This window comes from Tardiphaga robiniae (assembly GCF_013359755.1).
GTDB lineage: Bacteria > Pseudomonadota > Alphaproteobacteria > Rhizobiales > Xanthobacteraceae > Tardiphaga > Tardiphaga robiniae.
The window spans coordinates 67,598-84,187 of record NZ_JABMCJ010000074.1 but is presented as its reverse complement, the minus strand read 5'-3'; the positions used below and the strand labels follow the sequence as shown (position 1 = coordinate 84,187).

Below are 16,590 nucleotides of genomic sequence, written 5' to 3'. Positions count from 1 at the left end.
ACTAAAATCGCGGCAGATCGGGAAACGCCAGCTTGCCGCCATGCACATGTACGCGGCCAAGTTCGGCGCAGCGATGCAGTGTCGGAAACACCTTGCCGGGATTGAGCAGACCCTGCGAGTCGAAAGCGCATTTGATACGCTGCTGCTGATTGAGATCGACCTCGCTGAACATCTCCGGCATCAGGTCGCGTTTCTCGATGCCGACGCCGTGCTCGCCGGTCAGCACGCCGCCGACCTCGACGCACAGCCTCAGAATATCTGCGCCGAAGTCTTCAGCTAGCTGCAGCTCGCCGGGCTTGTTCGCATCGTACAGGATCAACGGATGCAGATTGCCATCGCCCGCGTGAAACACATTGGCGACGCCGAGACCGTATTTGGCTGACATCTCCTTCATGCGGCGCAGCACCAGCGGCAAGGCCGCACGCGGAATCGTGCCGTCCATGCAGAGATAGTCCGGCGAGATGCGGCCAACCGCGGGGAAGGCTGCCTTGCGGCCAGACCAGAATAGCAGGCGTTCCTGTTCGGAGGTCGAGATCTGGCAGGTGGTCGAGCCGCAGCCGAGCGCGATTTTCTCGACGCGCTTGATGAGTTCGTCGACCTCGACGCCTGGGCCGTCGAGTTCGATGATGAGCAGTGCTTCGACATCGAGCGGATAGCCCGCATGGACGAAGGCTTCCGCGGCGTGTATGGCAGGCTTGTCCATCATCTCCATGCCGCCGGGAATAATGCCGGCGCTGATGACATCGGCAACGCATTGGCCGGCGTGCTCGACCTCGGCAAAGCCGATCATCAGCGCACGCGCCGTTTCCGGCTTCTGCAAGATGCGCACGGTGATTTCGGTGATGACACCCAGCAGACCTTCGGAGCCGGTAATGATCCCCATCAGGTCGTAGCCCGATGTCTCCGCCGTCTTGCCGCCAACGCGAATGACTTCGCCCGACATCAATACGATCTCGCAGCCGAGCAGATTATTGGTGGTCATGCCGTATTTGAGGCTGTGCACGCCGCCGGAATTCTCCGCGACATTGCCGCCGATCGAGCACGCGATCTGGGACGACGGATCCGGCGCGTAGTAAAAGCCGGCATGCGCCACCGCCTGGCTGATGGCGAGATTGGTGACGCCGGGCTCGACAACAACGGCGCGGTTGTCGAAATCGATCTCGCGCACGCGCTTGAACTTGCCTAGACCAAGCAGTACCGCGTCGGCCAGCGGCAGCGCGCCACCGGACAGTGACGTGCCCGAGCCGCGCGGCACCACCTTGATGCCGTTCTCGTGACAATATTTCAGAACTTTGGAGACCTGCTCAGTCGTATCGGGCAACACGACGACCATCGGCGGCTGGCGATAGGCCATCAGCCCATCCGACTCATAGGGCAGCATTTCCGCAGCGCTGGAGATCACGCCCTCGCCCGGCACCAGCTTGTGCAGCGCAGCGACAATGGCCTCGCGCCTTGCGAGGACAGCCTGATCCGGCGCGGGCATCATGATGGTCATTGAACGCGCACTCCCGAAGATCGCAGCGATCACTCGGCTGCTTTGCCATGAATCAACCACGTCCGTGTGGCTTTGGGTAGCTTACCAAAGCATGACGCGTCGCGTGGTGCCGGGACGCGCGGCAGCCGCCATCGCACTTGTGGACTACTCGGAGCGTGTGCAACAAACTAAGCTGGAAAGCCAACCAACAAAAAGAGCCATCCATGAAGTCTGTCACTTTCGGCGCCCTGATCGTCCTCGCCGCCTCGACCGCCTCCTCCTTCGCACTTGCACAGGACGTCGCCGCCGGGAAATCCTCCTTCAACAAGTGCCTCGCCTGCCACGCTGTCGGCGAAAACGCCAAGAACAAGGTCGGTCCGGAACTCAACGGGTTGAACGGCCGCAAATCTGGAACCGCCGAGGGTTATTCCTATTCGGACGCCAACAAGAATTCCGGCATCACCTGGGATGAAGCGACGTTCAAGGAATACATCAAGGACCCGAAGGCCAAGATCCCGGGCACCAAGATGGCCTTTGCCGGCATCAAGAAGGAGTCCGAGGTCAACGACCTCTGGGCCTTCCTCGCGCAGTTCGACAAGGACGGCAAAATCAAGCCGTAAGCGCTGAAGCCTTTTGGTTTGGCGCGTTTTCTTGATGCGAACCGGTGCCCACTGCGCTTGAAAAAGCGCTAGGCGCCGGCCGCCATCTTGGTCGGCAGCACGGCCTGCACCACAAGCCCGCGTGCGCGGGCATCCATCACGCCGACGGCGCGCAGCGCCAGCAGCGTGACGGTCTGCACCGCGTCGCGCAGCTTGGCCTGATCTTCGAGATTGTCGGGCGCCATTGGCCCCACCAGCGCTTCATGCAACGCGCCGAGCAGTGCGGCGGCTGCGAGCGCCGTGTCCTGCGCCGGCAAGTGACCGGCGCGAATGGCGGCCGCAATGCGGGATTCGACTTCTCCGGCGATCTCACGGCGGCTGGCCAGTCGTGACTCCGTCACATCGACCTCAACCGGCTCGGCCAGGATGCCCCACGACAATTTGCGGTGAGAAACGACATGCACGGCGACCGTGGTCACCGCAGCGGCGAGCGCCGATGACGGACCCGGCGCGGCATCCGCAGCCCGGCGGATCGCGGCGAGTTCGTCGCGCGAGACGTCAGCGATGAGTTCGGAAATCAGGTCAGCCTTGGACGGGAAATACCGATAAACCGTGCCCGCCGCGACATTGGCGCGAACCGCAACCGGCGCAATCTGAACCGCCGCCATGCCACCTTCGGCACAGGTTTCGCGTGCCGCCGCCAGAATGGCGCTGCGCCGCGCCGCAAGCCGCTTCACGACTTGATGGGTCCGTCGGTAAACCATGAGCGTCTCATCCCCGGCACCCCTCGGCCAACCTGACGGCTGTCACAAATAAGGCGCGTAACTTCAAGGTTTTGAGCGAGCTTGAGGGTGCTCGCGATAAGAACTGAACACTAGTTCAGACTCGTTGACAAGGTGTTTTGCGCATAGCGGGATTCAACTTTTCGGGTAGATCTAGCCGCCAAAACCGAGCGCGCGGGCGGCCGCGGCTACCGCCATGCCGGTGATGACGGCAATGAAGTCGTTGCGGCGGATGATGGTCACCGCCATCGCGGCGAGGATCGCGAAAACCACGACCGGCCCGCCATTGACGGCCACGGGCAGCGCGGCGGCGACGATGATCGAGCCCGGCAATGCATCGAGCATCCGCCGCACCCGCGGCGTGACGTTGACGTAGCCCATCAACCAGTAGCCTCCGAGGCGTGAGGCCACCGTGACCGCCGTCATGACCGCGAAGGCGACCATCACATCGCTGCGCAAAAATTCCGTCATGCGGACACACCCGCCGGATGCTGCGGTTCGGGTTCGTCCATGAGCCCGGCACTGATCGCTCCCGATAGCGCGCCGGCGATGATGAACCACCAGCCCGGCACCAACCAATGCACCGCGAGGGCAACGACGCCCGACACGACCCAAGGGATGGCACGGCGGGGGCCCTTCCATGCGGGCACCAGCATCGCGGCATAGAAGGCCGGCATCACCAGATCGACACCATACTTTCTCGGGTCAGTGAGTTGTTCGGCCAGCAGGAAGCCCGGGATGGCCGAGAACAGCCAGGTGAAATACAGCACGATGCCACCGCCGAGATAGAACGACGCATCGGCCCCGCCATGATCGCGATAGCGCATCGCGGCGAGCCAGCCGCCGTCGGTCACGAGCAGCATCGACGGATAGGCCTGCCATGCGGGCAACGTGCCGAACCACGGGCGCAGTGTCGCGCTCATCAGGAAGAAGCGGATGTTTACGGTGAGTGTGAGCAGCGCCAGCGTCGCGATCGCGCCCGGCGTCAAAACATCCGGCCACGACTGCACCGCAACAAACTGTGACAAGCCGCCATAGACCGTCGCCATCATCACTTCGACTTCGGCAAGCGAGAGGTTCTTCTGCGCGCACAGCGCACCGAATGCCATGCCGAAGGCCAGCGTGCCGGGCAGCATCGGACCGATGGCAATGATGCCAGGCACGATGGCGGCCTTCGACCAATAGGCTGGTGCTTTAGGGATGTGGGTGGCGTGCATCGACTGATCCGCGTGATGCCGAAAGGCGAGATCATGCCTGCGGGCATCACGCGATCAGGTCAAGCGATGCGGATTCATATGCGCCATGCAGCGCCGGATATGAGACCAAAGACTACTCCCAGTTCAGCGCGCCGCCATTCTGGTATTCGATCACCCGGGTCTCGAAGAAGTTCTTCTCCTTCTTCAGGTCCATGGCTTCTGACATCCACGGGAACGGATTTTCCGTCTCAACGAACACCGGCGCGAGACCGATCTGGGCGCAGCGACGGTTGGCGATGAAGTGCATATAGGTCTCGCACAGCGCCGCATTCAGTCCGAGGAAGCCGCGCGGCATGGTGTCCCGCCCATAGGCCGCCTCGAGCTCGGCCGCGGTGCGGATCATGTCGCGGATTTCCTCCTGGAACGCTTTGGTCCAGAGGTGCGGATTCTCGATCTTGATCTGGTTGATGACGTCGATGCCGAAATTCAGGTGGATCGATTCATCGCGCAGGATGTATTGATACTGTTCGGCGATCCCGACCATCTTGTTGCGGCGGCCGAGCGACAGGATCTGCGCAAAGCCCGTATAAAACCACATGCCTTCGAAGATCACATAGAACGCCACGAGATCGCGCATGAAGGCCTGATCGGTCTCCGGCGTGCCGGTCTTGAAGTCGGGATCGTCGAGATGCTGGGTGTGCTTGAGCGCCCAGGCGGCCTTCTCGGTGATCGACGGCACCTCGCGATACATGTTGAACAGCTCGCCCTCATCGAGGCCGAGACTCTCGACGATGTACTGGAAGGTGTGCGTATGCACCGCCTCCTCGAACGACTGCCGCAACAAATATTGCCGACATTCCGGGTTGGTGAGGTGGCGATAGATCGCCAGCACGATATTGTTGGCGACGAGGCTCTCCGATGCCGCGAAGAAACCGAGATTGCGCTTGATGGCGCGGCGCTCGTCTTCGGTCAGACCGTCGCGCGACTTCCACAGCGCCATATCAGCCTGCATCGAGACTTCGGTTGGCATCCAGTGATTGTTGCAGCCGGCGAGATACTTCTCCCACGCCCATTTGTATTTCAGCGGCAGCAGCTGATTGACGTCAGCGCGGCAATTGATCATGCGCTTTTCGTCCACCGAGACGCGGCCGCCGGAGCGATCGATGGTACCGAGACCCGTGGCGTCGGTGGAAGATTGCGGGATCGGGATGAAGGTGGGGGTTTTGGGAGCGGATGAGGTATCGGACCAGTCGAGCATGGGTGTTCCTTGCGTATTTGTTCGGCCCTCATGGTGAGGAGCCCGCTTCTTCAGCGGGCGTCTCGAACCATGAGCGTGGGGCCATCCTTCGAGACGCGGCCAAGAGGCCGCTCCTCAGGATGAGGTCAGTGTGTTTGGCGCACCCTTACTGGCACGCCTCGCATTCGGGGTTGTCGATCGAGCATGCCATCGCGACATTCAACTCCGGCGCAGTGACGGAGGACTGAACGAGGATCGGCGCACCCGCCGTCTTAGCTGTCGCGACCGTCGCCGAGACTGCGTTGAGCTTGCCATCGGTCCCCTTCAGCGTTGACTTCTCCACATGCGTGGCGCTGCGCGAGCGCAGGTAGTAGGTGGTCTTCAACCCCAGCGTCCAGGCCAGGCGATAGAGCTGATCGAGCTTCTTGCCTGAGGGATTGGCGATGTAGAGGTTGAGCGACTGCGCCTGATCGATCCACTTCTGACGGCGCGAGGCCGCTTCGATCAACCATGCACTGTCGATCTCGAACGAGGTCGCATACAGCGCCTTGAGATCGTCAGGTACACGGTCGATCGATCCGACGCTGCCATCGAAATATTTCAGGTCCGAGACCATCACCTCGTCCCACAGGCCCCTCTTTTTCAGATCGCGCACAAGGAAGGCATTCACCACTGTGAAATCGCCTGACATGTTCGATTTGACATAGAGGTTCTGATAGGCCGGCTCGATCGACTGCGCGACGCCGCAGATATTGGAGATCGTCGCTGTCGGCGCAATCGCCATCACGTTGGAATTGCGCATGCCGGTGGACTTCACGCGGTCACGCAGGCCGTTCCAGTCGAGCGTGGTCGAGCGATCCATCTGCACGCCACCGCGGGCTTCCGCGAGTATCTCGATGGAGTCGATCGGCAGGATGCCGCGGCTCCACAGCGATCCATCGAAGGACGGATAACGGCCGCGCTCGGCGGCGAGATCTACCGATGCGGAGATCGAATGGAAGGCAATCGCTTCCATGCTGGTGTCGGCAAACGCCACGGCCGCATCCGACGCCATCGCGATACCCTGCACCTGCAGTGCATCCTGAAAGCCCATCAGACCCAGACCCACCGGACGATGCTTGAGGTTCGAGCGGCGCGCTTCCGGGATGGTGTAGAAATTGATGTCGATGACATTGTCGAGCATCCGCATCGCCGTGGTCACGGTGCGCGTGAGCCTGATGTGATCGAGGCCGTCTTTGCCGATGTGATTGAGCAGATTGACCGAACCGAGATTGCAGACGGCGACTTCGTCGTCCGAGGTATTCAGCGTTATCTCCGTGCAGAGATTCGATGAATGGATCACGCCGGCATGCTGCTGCGGCGAGCGCAGGTTGCAGGGATCCTTGAAGGTGATCCAGGGATGGCCGGTCTCGAACACCATGGTCAGCATGCGGCGCCACAGGTCAGTTGCGCGCACTTTCTTGAACACGCGGATCTCTCCACGCGCGGCCTTTTCTTCGTAAACCGCGTAACGCTCCGCGAATGGCTTGCCATAGAGATCATGCAGTTCCGGCGTCTCGTCGGGCGAGAACAGCGTCCATTCGCCATCGGCCTCGACGCGCTGCATGAACAGGTCTGGCACCCAGTTGGCGGTGTTCATATCGTGGGTGCGGCGGCGATCGTCGCCGGTGTTCTTGCGGAGATCGAGAAACTCCTCGATGTCGATGTGCCAGGTTTCCAAGTAAGCGCAGACCGCGCCCTTGCGCTTGCCGCCCTGGTTGACGGCGATGGCCGTATCGTTGGCGACCTTGAGGAATGGCACCACGCCCTGGCTCTCGCCATTGGTACCCTTGATATGCGCGCCGAGACCGCGCACGCGCGTCCAGTCATTGCCGAGACCGCCGGAATATTTCGCCAGCAGTGCGTTGTCCTTCACCGACTTAAAGATGCCGTCGAGATCGTCGGCCACCGTCGTGAGGAAGCAGGACGACAGCTGCGGCCGCTGCGTACCCGAATTGAACAGCGTCGGCGTCGAGGCCATGAAGTCGAACGACGACAGCAGATTGTAGAATTCGATGGCGCGGGCTTCGCGGTCGATCTCGCGCAGCGCGAGGCCCATGGCAACGCGCATGAAGAAGGCCTGCGGCAGTTCGATGCGATTGCCCTGCACATGCAGGAAGTAGCGATCATAGAGCGTCTGCAATCCCAGGAACTGGAACTGAAGGTCCCCTTCCGGCTTCAGCGCGGCAGCGATTCGCTTCAGGTCGAAGCGCGCGAGTTCGGGATCGAGCAGCTCGGCCGCAATGCCGGTCTTGATATAGGCGCCGAAATATTCGGCGTAGCGCGTGGTCATGTCGGCCTGCGACGCGTGGGTCGGCGTGCCCCCTACAATGGACAGGACTTCGGTGCGCAGCTTGTCGAGCAGCAGGCGGGCGCTGACAAAGGTGTAGTTCGGCTCCTGCTCCACCAACGTGCGCGCGGCCATGATGCCGGCCAGTGCCAGCTCATCCAGCGTGATGCCGTCATAGAGATTGCGGCGCGTTTCCTCCAGCACGGGCGCGGCATCGACGCCGTCCAGGCCGGCGCAGGCCTCGTTGACGATCAGCGCCAAACGCGCCGAATCGAGCGGCGCACGGGTGCCATTGGCGAGCGTGACATGCAGCACCGGTGCGCTGGAGACGAGCGCCGGCTTCGCGGCCAGTTCCTCGGCGCGGGTGCGAGCGCGCTCCTCGCGGTACAGCACATAGGCGCGGGCCACCTTGTGGTGCTCGCTGCGCATCAGCGCTAGCTCGACCTGATCCTGGACGTCCTCGATATGGAAGGTGCGCCCCTCACCGACGCGGCGCGTCAGTGCGGCTACGACTTCGCAGGTCAGCTGTTCCACCGCCTCATGGACGCGGCGCGAGGCCGCTGCCGTGTGGCCCTCGACCGCGAGGAAAGCCTTGGTCATGGCCACGGAAATCTTGCTGCCGTCGAACGGCGACACCGTGCCGTTGCGTCGGATGATCTGCATCGAGGGTTCGCGCGCAGGCGCAGCGAGCGTTTCCGGCGAGAGTTGAATCAGCGGCGCATGAGCCGCATCGCGTCCGTTGGACAAAACAGAAGATGAAGTAGGCATCGGCAAGACCCCGTGTGATGCGTGTAGCAATGGGGGCTGGGGCCGAAAGGACGCTGCAAAATACACGGCGGAGATCCGCCGGCATTGCCTGCAAGCGACCGCTGGGACACCCCGCCCATGGACGTTCTGGTGTCGCGGCAGGTCTCCTGGCTCGCAGGTCAATGTCTGTTTCAGCCTTCCCGATGCTTGCGCATCAGTGACTTCAATCGAAACAGACTCACTGCTTACAGTTGCGGGGGCAGCGCCGGAATATGACGCAAAACAGCGTCTTTACCGGCTTCCCTCTTAGCCACCAAGTCTTGCGACCAGGCGGACCGTGACATCTACATTTGGTGTGACCCGCGGTGAAGTGTCAAGCGAGCATTGGCGCCGAACGCAACAAATTCGGTAGGGCTGTTGGTTCAGTGGACAACCGCTTGCATGGCGGAAACCACGGGATCGTTGGCGGTTTCTGCACGATGCGATTCGTTGCCGCCGAGCACCGCGAAGCGCAGAACATCGTGATCAACCGATGAAGGATGCGATGCGCGACCTGATGACGACCACTGAAAGGATCAACTTCAACGATTTCGTGGAGCACGCAGGCGCGCTCACGGCGTTCGAGACGACGGAGCAGATCGCCCGGCGCCGCCTCGACGAGATGCTGAACGAAGCGCTGATGGACAGCTTTCCTGCGAGCGATCCGATTTCTTCGCTGCAACTCGCTTGAGCAGAATCAGAGCGCGCGAAAGCTGGACCGATACTGGCTGGGCGTCAGGCCCAGCCGTCGCACGAAGACCTGACGCATATGTTCGGCGGTGGTGAAACCGGATTCATAGGCCACGACCTTGAGCGGCAGATCGCTGCCTTCGAGGCGGTTAGGCGCCGTGTCGATCCGGGCGCCCTCGACAAAATCTGCCGGCGTCATCTTTGTTTCGTGCTTGAATACCCGCGCGAAGGTGCGCGCGCTCATGCCCGCCACATCGGCCAGTTCGTCCACGCTGTGCGCGTCACGCAGATGGGCCATCACATGGGCATGGACTCGCGCAATCGGAGAATGCGGCTCGGCCGGCGGTACCAGATAGGGACTGAATTGCGACTGGCCACCCTGGCGCTGCGCCACCACAACCAGACGCTTGGCTACGGCCAGCGCGACATCCGCGCCATGATCTTCCTGGACCAGTGCGAGACCGAGATCGATCCCTGCGGTGACGCCGGCCGACGTCACCAGCGCGCCGTCACGACTATAGATGCGATCGAACTCCACATGCGCCTTCGGAAAACGCACCGCCAATAGCGGCGCATTCTGCCAGTGCGTCGTCACAGTCTTGTCGTCGAGCAAGCCTGCATGGCCGAGCGCGAATGCCCCGGTGCAGACCGAGCCATAGCGCTCCGCCTGGAGCGCCGCATTGGCCAGCCACTCTGTGAGCTGCGGGTCAGCCTCTGCCGTCGGCAGGCCAGGCCCGCCGGCCACCAGAACCAGATCCCAGGGTTTGTTCGCATCACTGAACGCCAGATCGGCAGATATCCGCAGGCCGTTCGATGCACGCAGCGGCGCGCAGTCTGCAGCGACAAGTGTGATGTCGTAGCCGTCGCCCGGAGCGACGAAGCCATTGGCCTCCATGAACACATCAAGCGGGCCGGCTACGTCCAGCGACTGGACGCCCGGAAAGATCGCAAGAGCAACGGTCTTCATGGTGATGCTTCATTCCGACGGCGAGGAAAGGCCCAAGTCATTCTGAATAGATAGTGGTCTTGCGGCAGGAAATCACGGGCGAATGGCAGCTTTGCAGGGCGCGGCGCGATTGCGAGGACACAGCCCCCGGACGACAACGGATGCATCACAACACCCCCGCAAGGAGCATCTCATGAGCAAGACCATCGCCGGCATCACAGTCCCCGACAGCGCCCTCGCCCGCCAGGTCGATCAGCTGGTGCGCGACACCGAAAGCGATCTTCTGTATCATCATTCCAATCGGGTTTTCCTGTTCGGCGCGCTCGCCGGACAGCGCAAGGGTCTCAAAGTCGATTCCGAGTTACTTTATGTCGGCGCGATGTTTCACGACATGGGCCTGCAGGCGCCCTATGCGAGCAAGGAGGAGCGCTTCGAAGTCGATGGCGCAAATGCTGCCGCAGACTTTCTGCGCAGCCACAGGATCGATGAGCGCGACATCGACGATGTCTGGGACGCCATCGCGCTTCACACGACACCGGGCATTCCCAAGCACAAGCGGCCCGTGGTGGCGCTCGTCACGGCCGGTGTTGAGATGGATGTATTGGGTCTGGAGTATGATGCCTTCACCGCCCATCAGCGCCACGAAGTGTGCGTCTACCATCCGCGTGGCCATGACTTCAAGAACGGGATCATCGATGCGTTCGCTGCGGGGACGATCCACAAGCCGGACACGACCTTTGGCAACGTGAAGGCTGACGTGCTCGACCTCCGCGACCCCACCTACAAGCGCGCGAATTTCTGCAGCATCATCCTGAACTCGGCGTGGAGCGAATAGACTCCCGCACGCGCATGGCGATCAACGCTGCCACCAGCAGCGTTGCGCCAAAGCCCGTGGGAGCGCCGAGAAATGGATAGGCGATCAGCAGCGCAGCAGCGAGACCGAGCACCGGCAGTTCGTGACGGCGAAAGCCTTCCGCGAGACCGATACGGGCGATGAAGCCGATGGCAATCGCAAGCACCATCACGTCGTACAGGAAAAGGTAGGGCGTCGTGAGCAAGGCGCCGACGGCCACCGCAGCGGCTTTCAGCTCATAGCGCACGCTGCTGCGCCACAACGGCACCAGCACCGCTACGACGGCACCAATCATGATCCACTGGAACGTCCAGGCCAGCGGCTCGCTGCCGTCGAAATAGCGCACCAGTGCAAAGATGCTCTGCATCTTGCCCCATGGCGCGCGGCCTTCGGTGAGGAAGGCCTGCGAGAACATCGGCATCCAGTGAATAAACGCCTGCCAGCTCTCGGTGCCGAAAGCGAGCCACGACACCGCGGCCAGCAGCACGGTGGTGATGCCTGCGCTGACAAACGCCTTCCATTGCGACGCTGCGATCAGCATCAGCGGAAACAGGAAACCATATTGCGGCTTGTAGCTGAGCAGACCCAGACAGATTCCCGACAGGATCGGCCGCGTCGGCAGCAGCACCAGCATGCCGCCGATCAGCGCCGCGGTCAGAAATCCATTCTGCCCGACAAGGCCGTTAGTCATCACCACCGGAAAAGCCGCAGCCAATAAAAGGCCGAAGGGACGACCGACGATCGCACGCATCGCCGCCAGATATGGCACGAAGCTGACCGCAGCCCAGCCGGCAAAAGCTACAGCATAAGGCAGCTTTGCGAGCAGTGCCGCGATGAACAGGAACGGCGGCGGATAATGCCAGGCGAAATTGCCGGGATAGCTCTGACCGAGAACCGCAATCTGGACCTTTTTCTGGATGTCCCAGTCATAGGCCCAAGCCGGATGACCATCGAGCACCAATCGCCCGGCAGACCACACATTGACGAAATCGGTGGGCGAGCCGAGGCCGTCTTCATAGATCCAGCCGCGACCGTAGAAGGTCGGGAAGAAGGCGAGATGCAGCATCGTCAGGATCGTGCAGACGATCAGCAGCGCCGGCGGAACAGGGCCACGCTCGGGTGTCGAAGTCATCGTGAGCGGCGCTGGCATAGGGTCCCCAATGCGCATCAAGGGCGCCGGGCGACAGTGCCGATGGAAGTTTGAGGAAGGTTTAAGTGGGACGTGGTCCCCGCATCGGGCCTCGCTCCATTCGAGCTACAGATAACAAAAAACGCGGCCTTTCGGCCGCGTTTTGCATGTTTGCGTGTGACGACTTTACGCCTGCGGCTGCGGCTCCAGGCCACCGTCCGGACGCGGGCGCGGCTTGCCAGCGGGCGGCACAGCCGAAGTGCGCGGGCCCGACGGCTCCAGCACCGACTCGCGGTTCGGCTTCTTGCCGTTCAGCAAATCCGTGATCTCGTCGCCCGAGAGGGTTTCGAATTCCAGCAAGCCCTTGGCCAGCGTTTCGAGGTCATCGCGCTTCTCGGTGAGGATCTTGGTCGCTTCGTCATAGCCTTCGGCGACCAGACGCTTCACTTCGGAGTCGATCTTCTGCGCCGTGGATTCCGAGACCGCCTGGGTGCGGTTCATCTGCATGCCGAGAAAGACCTCGTCGTTGTTCTCGCCATACGACACCGTACCGAGTTCTTCCGACAGGCCCCAGCGCGTCACCATCATGCGAGCAAGCCGCGTGGCCTGCTCGATATCGGAGGACGCACCCGAGGTGACCTTGTTGCGGCCGAAGATCAATTCTTCAGCAACGCGGCCACCCATCATGATGGCGAGGCGCGAGGTCATCTGCTCCAGGGACATCGACATCTTGTCGCGTTCCGGCAGCTGCATGACCATGCCGAGCGCACGGCCGCGCGGAATGATAGTCGCCTTGTGGATCGGGTCGGTGGCGACGACGTTGAGGCCGACGATGGCGTGGCCGCCCTCGTGATAGGCCGTCAGCATCTTCTCTTCCTCGGACATCACCAGCGACTTGCGCTCGGCGCCCATCATCACCTTGTCCTTGGCCTCTTCGAACTCGCTCTGCGTCACCATGCGCTTGTTACGGCGCGCAGCAGTCAGTGCGGCCTCGTTGACGAGGTTCATCAGATCAGCGCCGGAGAAACCGGGCGTGCCGCGGGCAATGGTCTTGAGGTTGATATCCGGGGCCAGCGGCACCTTGCGGACATGGACCTTGAGGATCTGCTCGCGACCGACAACGTCCGGATTCGGTACCACGACCTGACGGTCGAAACGGCCCGGACGCAACAGCGCGGGATCCAGCACGTCAGGACGGTTGGTGGCGGCGATCAGGATCACGCCTTCATTGGCTTCGAAACCGTCCATCTCGACCAGCAACTGGTTGAGGGTCTGTTCGCGCTCGTCATTGCCGCCGCCGAGACCGGCGCCACGATGACGACCGACGGCGTCGATTTCGTCGATGAAGATGATGCAGGGCGCATTCTTCTTGGCCTGCTCGAACATGTCACGCACACGGGATGCGCCGACGCCGACGAACATTTCGACGAAGTCCGAACCCGAAATGGTGAAGAACGGCACATTGGCTTCGCCCGCGACCGCACGCGCGATCAGCGTCTTACCGGTGCCGGGAGGGCCAACCAGCAGCACGCCGCGCGGGATACGTCCACCGAGGCGCTGATACTTGCCGGGGTCGCGCAGGAATTCGACGATCTCCTGCAGATCCTGCTTGGCCTCATCGACACCGGCGACGTCCTCGAAGGTGACGCGGCCATGCGCTTCCGTCAGCATCTTGGCGCGCGACTTGCCGAAGCCCATCGCCTTGCCGGCGCCGCCCTGCATCTGGCGCGACAGGAAGATCCACACGCCGATCAGCGCGATGAACGGCAGCCATGAGACGAGCAGCGACACGAACCACGGCACGTTGTCGCCCGGAGCCTTGGCGGTGATCGAGACCTTGGCGTCATACAGACGCTTGATCAGGGTCGGATCGCTCGGGGCATAGGTCTGGAAGCTGGAGCCGTTGGTGAAGGTGCCGTGAATCTCGGGACCCTGGATTACGACATCGCGGACGTGATTTTGATCAACTTCGGTGAGGAGCTGCGAGAACGAAATGTCCTGCGAGGCGGTGCGCTGACCAGGATTCTGGAAAAGCGTGAACAGCGCCAGCAGCAACAAAACGATAATGACCCAGAGGGCAAAATTGCGCAGGTTCGCGTTCATCGATCTTCCTTCGTCGCCGCGCGAAATCGCGGCCTTATTCCCTTGTGGGTCGCCACAAGGGTTCACCCTGGGTCGGTCGGATACAATCTAGGTGCGACCGAGGGCGCTGCCAAGGGAACTGGGATGGACTATTTAACGCATCTACGCGCATTTCCGGTTCAAATAATGGCGGTGTTTAGAGGGTTTTCCCACGGTGGTTAAGGTATTGTGGGCCAGCAGGCGCGTCTTTGCATTCAACCAACGCGGCGACGCCTGGGCGGCGCCGCAACGATTCTCAGGCGGTCCTGCGTCAGCGTGATCATGGCACCGGCGAGCGTCTGCTTCAGCAAAATACCTTTTCCGCCCAATCGCGTGGCCTGAACGATGGCGAATACAAGCGTTTCGACCTTGCCGAGCTCGGCCGGCCCTTCGTGCCCGACCTGATCGATGATCCGCAGCAACAATCGAACGCGAATTTCCTCCGCCAGCCCCGCAAATGCTCCCGCATCGATGGCTTCAGGCATCTTGCCCGGGCTGTGCAGCGCCAGAAACCGCTCTGCCCCGTCGACCATCAGTTCCAGCGCCGCATCGGCACGCCGCAGCCGCGTCGCCAGCCGGGCGAGATTTCGCGCATCGAAGCCCTCGGACGCCAGCGCCGGCATCAGCGCCCGCAGCCGCGGGCGGGTGTAGCTTGGGTCGGAATTACTGGGATCGGTCGCGAAGTCGATTTTCGCTTTGGTCAGCGTAGTAACAAGCTGCGCCTTCGCGATGTGCAAAAAGGGACGCGCGAGCTGGATGCCGTCACGCTCGGTCAGCCGCGCCATGCCCGCGAGGCCGGCAATGCCGCTGCCGCGCGCCATCCGCATGAGGAGGGTCTCAGCCTGGTCGTCACGGGTGTGCGCCGTGAGCACATGGGAGGCGCCGGCACTACGCGCGGCCTTGGCGAGCAACAGATAGCGCGCTTCGCGGGCCGCGGCAGGCAGTCCGGTTTTCGGCTTGGCGCCAGTCCAGCGGAGAGTGCGGTGAGGAATATCGAGAGATGCCGCGAGCCGCTTCACGTCGCGGGCCTCGCGGACCGCTTCAGGTCGTAAACCATGGTCGATGGTCACGGCAATAAGGTCGGGGCCGCGTTTGAGCGCACGCCGCCAACGCGCGGCGAGCCACATCAGGGCGACGGAATCAGGACCGCCGGACACGGCAAGGACCAATGTTGGCGCGGACGCCCAGTCAGCAAATAGCTGTTTCGCCATCTGGGCCGAAATCGGCGACTGGTCGTCGTCAGACATGCGCGTCGGAACCGGTTGCGACCCGGCTCATCGTCCGGGTCGATCACCTAGCACTTAACGCGTTTTTGCTCGCGGTCCACGCCCTGTTTCACGCCGGCCGAGGCACGGGGATATTTCCGTGTCACTTCACCGAAGGCGGCACAGGCCGCTTCCTTTTCCTTCAGCGCGGCCAGCGACTGGCCAAGCCGCAGCAACGCATCGGGCGCCTTGGCGGAGGTGTCGTATTTCGTGGTCACGCCGAGGAATACTTCGGCGGCATCGCGATATTTCTGACGCTGGAAGAAGCTCTCGCCGAGCCAATACTGCGAATCCGCAATCATTGGATCGCCAGGATATTTCTGGGCGAAGTTGCGCATAGTCTCTTCGGCCAGCGCATAATCACGACGCTGCATATAGCCGATGCCGAGATCGAACTCGTCCTTCGGGGTCGCGCCCGGCGGCAAGGTCGTCAGTGCTGGCGCTGCTCCGGCCGGGGCGGCATTACCCAGCGGGAGCGGCTCGCCGGCCCCACGACCGCCCTGTGCACCGACCGGTGCGTTTGCGGGCATGGGCTGCTGCCCGCCACCCAGCGCGCGCGGCACCCCCGGCGCATTGGGGTTCGCATTGGGATCGAACGCATCGTTACGACGGCCAACGCGAGGAGCCGGCGCGGGATCCTGAGCAATTGGTGCAGGTGCCGCGATCTGCGGCTGTTGCTGATTGTAACCGGGCTGCGGCGCCTGCTGCACCGGGGCGGCAGCGATATTGGGCCGGCCACCGGCAGCACCGGGAGGCGCACCGGCCGGGGCGCCACCGGCCTGCAGCTGCCGCAGCTGATCTTCGAGCTGGCGGTTCCGGAATTGCAGCTCCTCGTTCTGGCCGGTGAGCTGCCGCAGCTGGTTCTGCAACCGCTCGATCTGCAAGCCCTGATCGGCATCGTCATCGCCCGACTGCTGGCCGTAGCCCTGCTGACGGGGAGCCGGTTGACCGAACAACTGCGCCCAAACCGGCGAAGCCGTGACGAGCAGCATGGAGACGAGTGCAGCGCCGGCGAGCGAATGAGATCTGGATGACATTTGAGCCTGAAAATGACCGGTTTCGCGCCCCATTGGCGCGCATCACGATGAGGATTTCACTACGCCAAAAATGTGACTTTCGACAGCGACAAAGGCGCCTGCCCTAAACAAAAACGGCGCCTGCCCCGGGGCAGACGCCGTTTTGT

General features: G+C 62.3%; 14 protein-coding genes and 1 riboswitch. Of the genes, 3 read left to right on the top strand and 11 right to left on the bottom strand.

The genetic code is table 11. From position 1 onward, the window contains the following. Nucleotide 1: 1 nt before the first annotated feature. Nucleotides 2-1,495 carry an FAD-linked oxidase C-terminal domain-containing protein gene (locus tag HP556_RS07135; RefSeq protein WP_175366436.1) on the bottom strand — a complete coding sequence of 498 codons (1,494 nt, stop codon included), beginning with the start codon at nt 1,493-1,495 and terminating at the stop codon, nt 2-4. A 203-nt stretch (nt 1,496-1,698) separates the two neighbouring features. Between HP556_RS07135 and cycA the strand changes: the two genes are divergently transcribed. Then, nucleotides 1,699-2,094: a cytochrome c-550 CycA gene (gene cycA / locus HP556_RS07130; RefSeq protein WP_115034028.1), complete on the top strand. Its 396-nt coding sequence runs from the start codon at nt 1,699-1,701 to the stop codon at nt 2,092-2,094. A 68-nt stretch (nt 2,095-2,162) separates the two neighbouring features. Here cycA and HP556_RS07125 read toward each other — a convergent pair whose 3' ends face one another. The 5 genes from HP556_RS07125 to HP556_RS07105 form a co-directional block, all read right to left on the bottom strand. Beyond that, nucleotides 2,163-2,837: a TetR/AcrR family transcriptional regulator gene (locus HP556_RS07125; protein WP_175366435.1), complete on the bottom strand. Its 675-nt coding sequence runs from the start codon at nt 2,835-2,837 to the stop codon at nt 2,163-2,165. 171 nt (nt 2,838-3,008) lie between these two features. Beyond that, the gene (locus HP556_RS07120) at nt 3,009-3,326 is read right to left on the bottom strand and encodes an AzlD family protein (protein ID WP_089261953.1); all 318 of its coding nucleotides are present in this window, start codon (nt 3,324-3,326) and stop codon (nt 3,009-3,011) included. After that, nucleotides 3,323-4,072: an AzlC family ABC transporter permease gene (locus HP556_RS07115; protein WP_175366434.1), complete on the bottom strand. Its 750-nt coding sequence runs from the start codon at nt 4,070-4,072 to the stop codon at nt 3,323-3,325. Before HP556_RS07115 ends, HP556_RS07120 begins: the two co-directional genes overlap by 4 nt. A 112-nt stretch (nt 4,073-4,184) precedes the next feature. Further along, nucleotides 4,185-5,309 carry a ribonucleotide-diphosphate reductase subunit beta gene (locus HP556_RS07110; protein ID WP_175366433.1) on the bottom strand — a complete coding sequence of 375 codons (1,125 nt, stop codon included), beginning with the start codon at nt 5,307-5,309 and terminating at the stop codon, nt 4,185-4,187. A gap of 145 nt (nt 5,310-5,454) precedes the next feature. Continuing rightward, complete coding sequence (locus HP556_RS07105) at nt 5,455-8,385, bottom strand: ribonucleoside-diphosphate reductase subunit alpha (RefSeq protein WP_175366432.1); 2,931 nt, start codon at nt 8,383-8,385, stop codon at nt 5,455-5,457. Nucleotides 8,386-8,504: 119 nt separating this feature from the next. Continuing rightward, a riboswitch (cobalamin riboswitch) is annotated at nt 8,505-8,719 on the bottom strand. A 189-nt stretch (nt 8,720-8,908) separates the two neighbouring features. Between HP556_RS07105 and HP556_RS07100 the strand changes: the two genes are divergently transcribed. Then, nucleotides 8,909-9,094, top strand: a complete 186-nt coding sequence (locus HP556_RS07100) for a hypothetical protein (RefSeq protein WP_175366381.1) — start codon at nt 8,909-8,911, stop codon at nt 9,092-9,094. Nucleotides 9,095-9,100: 6 nt separating this feature from the next. On the opposite strand, the gene HP556_RS07095 is transcribed toward HP556_RS07100, so the two are convergent. After that, nucleotides 9,101-10,060 (bottom strand): GlxA family transcriptional regulator, encoded by a 960-nt coding sequence (locus HP556_RS07095; RefSeq protein WP_175366431.1) that lies wholly within the window; start codon nt 10,058-10,060, stop codon nt 9,101-9,103. Between the two features lie 172 nt (nt 10,061-10,232). Between HP556_RS07095 and HP556_RS07090 the strand changes: the two genes are divergently transcribed. Continuing rightward, nucleotides 10,233-10,874, top strand: a complete 642-nt coding sequence (locus HP556_RS07090) for an HD domain-containing protein (RefSeq protein ID WP_175366430.1) — start codon at nt 10,233-10,235, stop codon at nt 10,872-10,874. Here HP556_RS07090 and HP556_RS07085 read toward each other — a convergent pair. The 4 genes from HP556_RS07085 to ybgF all read right to left on the bottom strand — a co-directional run bounded on the left by HP556_RS07085 (nt 10,846) and on the right by ybgF (nt 16,444). Continuing rightward, complete coding sequence (locus HP556_RS07085) at nt 10,846-12,042, bottom strand: glycosyltransferase family 87 protein (RefSeq protein ID WP_175366429.1); 1,197 nt, start codon at nt 12,040-12,042, stop codon at nt 10,846-10,848. The genes HP556_RS07090 and HP556_RS07085 overlap by 29 nt on opposite strands. A gap of 165 nt (nt 12,043-12,207) precedes the next feature. Continuing rightward, a complete protein-coding gene (gene ftsH, locus HP556_RS07080; protein ID WP_093759402.1) occupies nt 12,208-14,124 on the bottom strand; it encodes an ATP-dependent zinc metalloprotease FtsH in 1,917 nt (638 codons plus the stop codon). Between the two features lie 233 nt (nt 14,125-14,357). Then, complete coding sequence (gene tilS, locus HP556_RS07075) at nt 14,358-15,389, bottom strand: tRNA lysidine(34) synthetase TilS (RefSeq protein WP_175366428.1); 1,032 nt, start codon at nt 15,387-15,389, stop codon at nt 14,358-14,360. Between the two features lie 47 nt (nt 15,390-15,436). Continuing rightward, nucleotides 15,437-16,444: a tol-pal system protein YbgF gene (ybgF, locus tag HP556_RS07070; RefSeq protein ID WP_175366427.1), complete on the bottom strand. Its 1,008-nt coding sequence runs from the start codon at nt 16,442-16,444 to the stop codon at nt 15,437-15,439. Nucleotides 16,445-16,590: the final 146 nt, after the last annotated feature.

What these genes read in the sequence shown, in the direction of transcription:
- HP556_RS07135 (WP_175366436.1), bottom strand. Translation starts at nt 1,495, where the DNA reads ATGACCATCATGATGCCCGCGCCGGATCAGGCTGTCCTCGCAAGGCGC.
- cycA (WP_115034028.1), top strand. Translation starts at nt 1,699, where the DNA reads ATGAAGTCTGTCACTTTCGGCGCCCTGATCGTCCTCGCCGCCTCGACC.
- HP556_RS07125 (WP_175366435.1), bottom strand. Translation starts at nt 2,837, where the DNA reads ATGGTTTACCGACGGACCCATCAAGTCGTGAAGCGGCTTGCGGCGCGG.
- HP556_RS07120 (WP_089261953.1), bottom strand. Translation starts at nt 3,326, where the DNA reads ATGACGGAATTTTTGCGCAGCGATGTGATGGTCGCCTTCGCGGTCATG.
- HP556_RS07115 (WP_175366434.1), bottom strand. Translation starts at nt 4,072, where the DNA reads ATGCACGCCACCCACATCCCTAAAGCACCAGCCTATTGGTCGAAGGCC.
- HP556_RS07110 (WP_175366433.1), bottom strand. Translation starts at nt 5,309, where the DNA reads ATGCTCGACTGGTCCGATACCTCATCCGCTCCCAAAACCCCCACCTTC.
- HP556_RS07105 (WP_175366432.1), bottom strand. Translation starts at nt 8,385, where the DNA reads ATGCCTACTTCATCTTCTGTTTTGTCCAACGGACGCGATGCGGCTCAT.
- HP556_RS07100 (WP_175366381.1), top strand. Translation starts at nt 8,909, where the DNA reads ATGCGCGACCTGATGACGACCACTGAAAGGATCAACTTCAACGATTTC.
- HP556_RS07095 (WP_175366431.1), bottom strand. Translation starts at nt 10,060, where the DNA reads ATGAAGACCGTTGCTCTTGCGATCTTTCCGGGCGTCCAGTCGCTGGAC.
- HP556_RS07090 (WP_175366430.1), top strand. Translation starts at nt 10,233, where the DNA reads ATGAGCAAGACCATCGCCGGCATCACAGTCCCCGACAGCGCCCTCGCC.
- HP556_RS07085 (WP_175366429.1), bottom strand. Translation starts at nt 12,042, where the DNA reads ATGCCAGCGCCGCTCACGATGACTTCGACACCCGAGCGTGGCCCTGTT.
- ftsH (WP_093759402.1), bottom strand. Translation starts at nt 14,124, where the DNA reads ATGAACGCGAACCTGCGCAATTTTGCCCTCTGGGTCATTATCGTTTTG.
- tilS (WP_175366428.1), bottom strand. Translation starts at nt 15,389, where the DNA reads ATGTCTGACGACGACCAGTCGCCGATTTCGGCCCAGATGGCGAAACAG.
- ybgF (WP_175366427.1), bottom strand. Translation starts at nt 16,444, where the DNA reads ATGTCATCCAGATCTCATTCGCTCGCCGGCGCTGCACTCGTCTCCATG.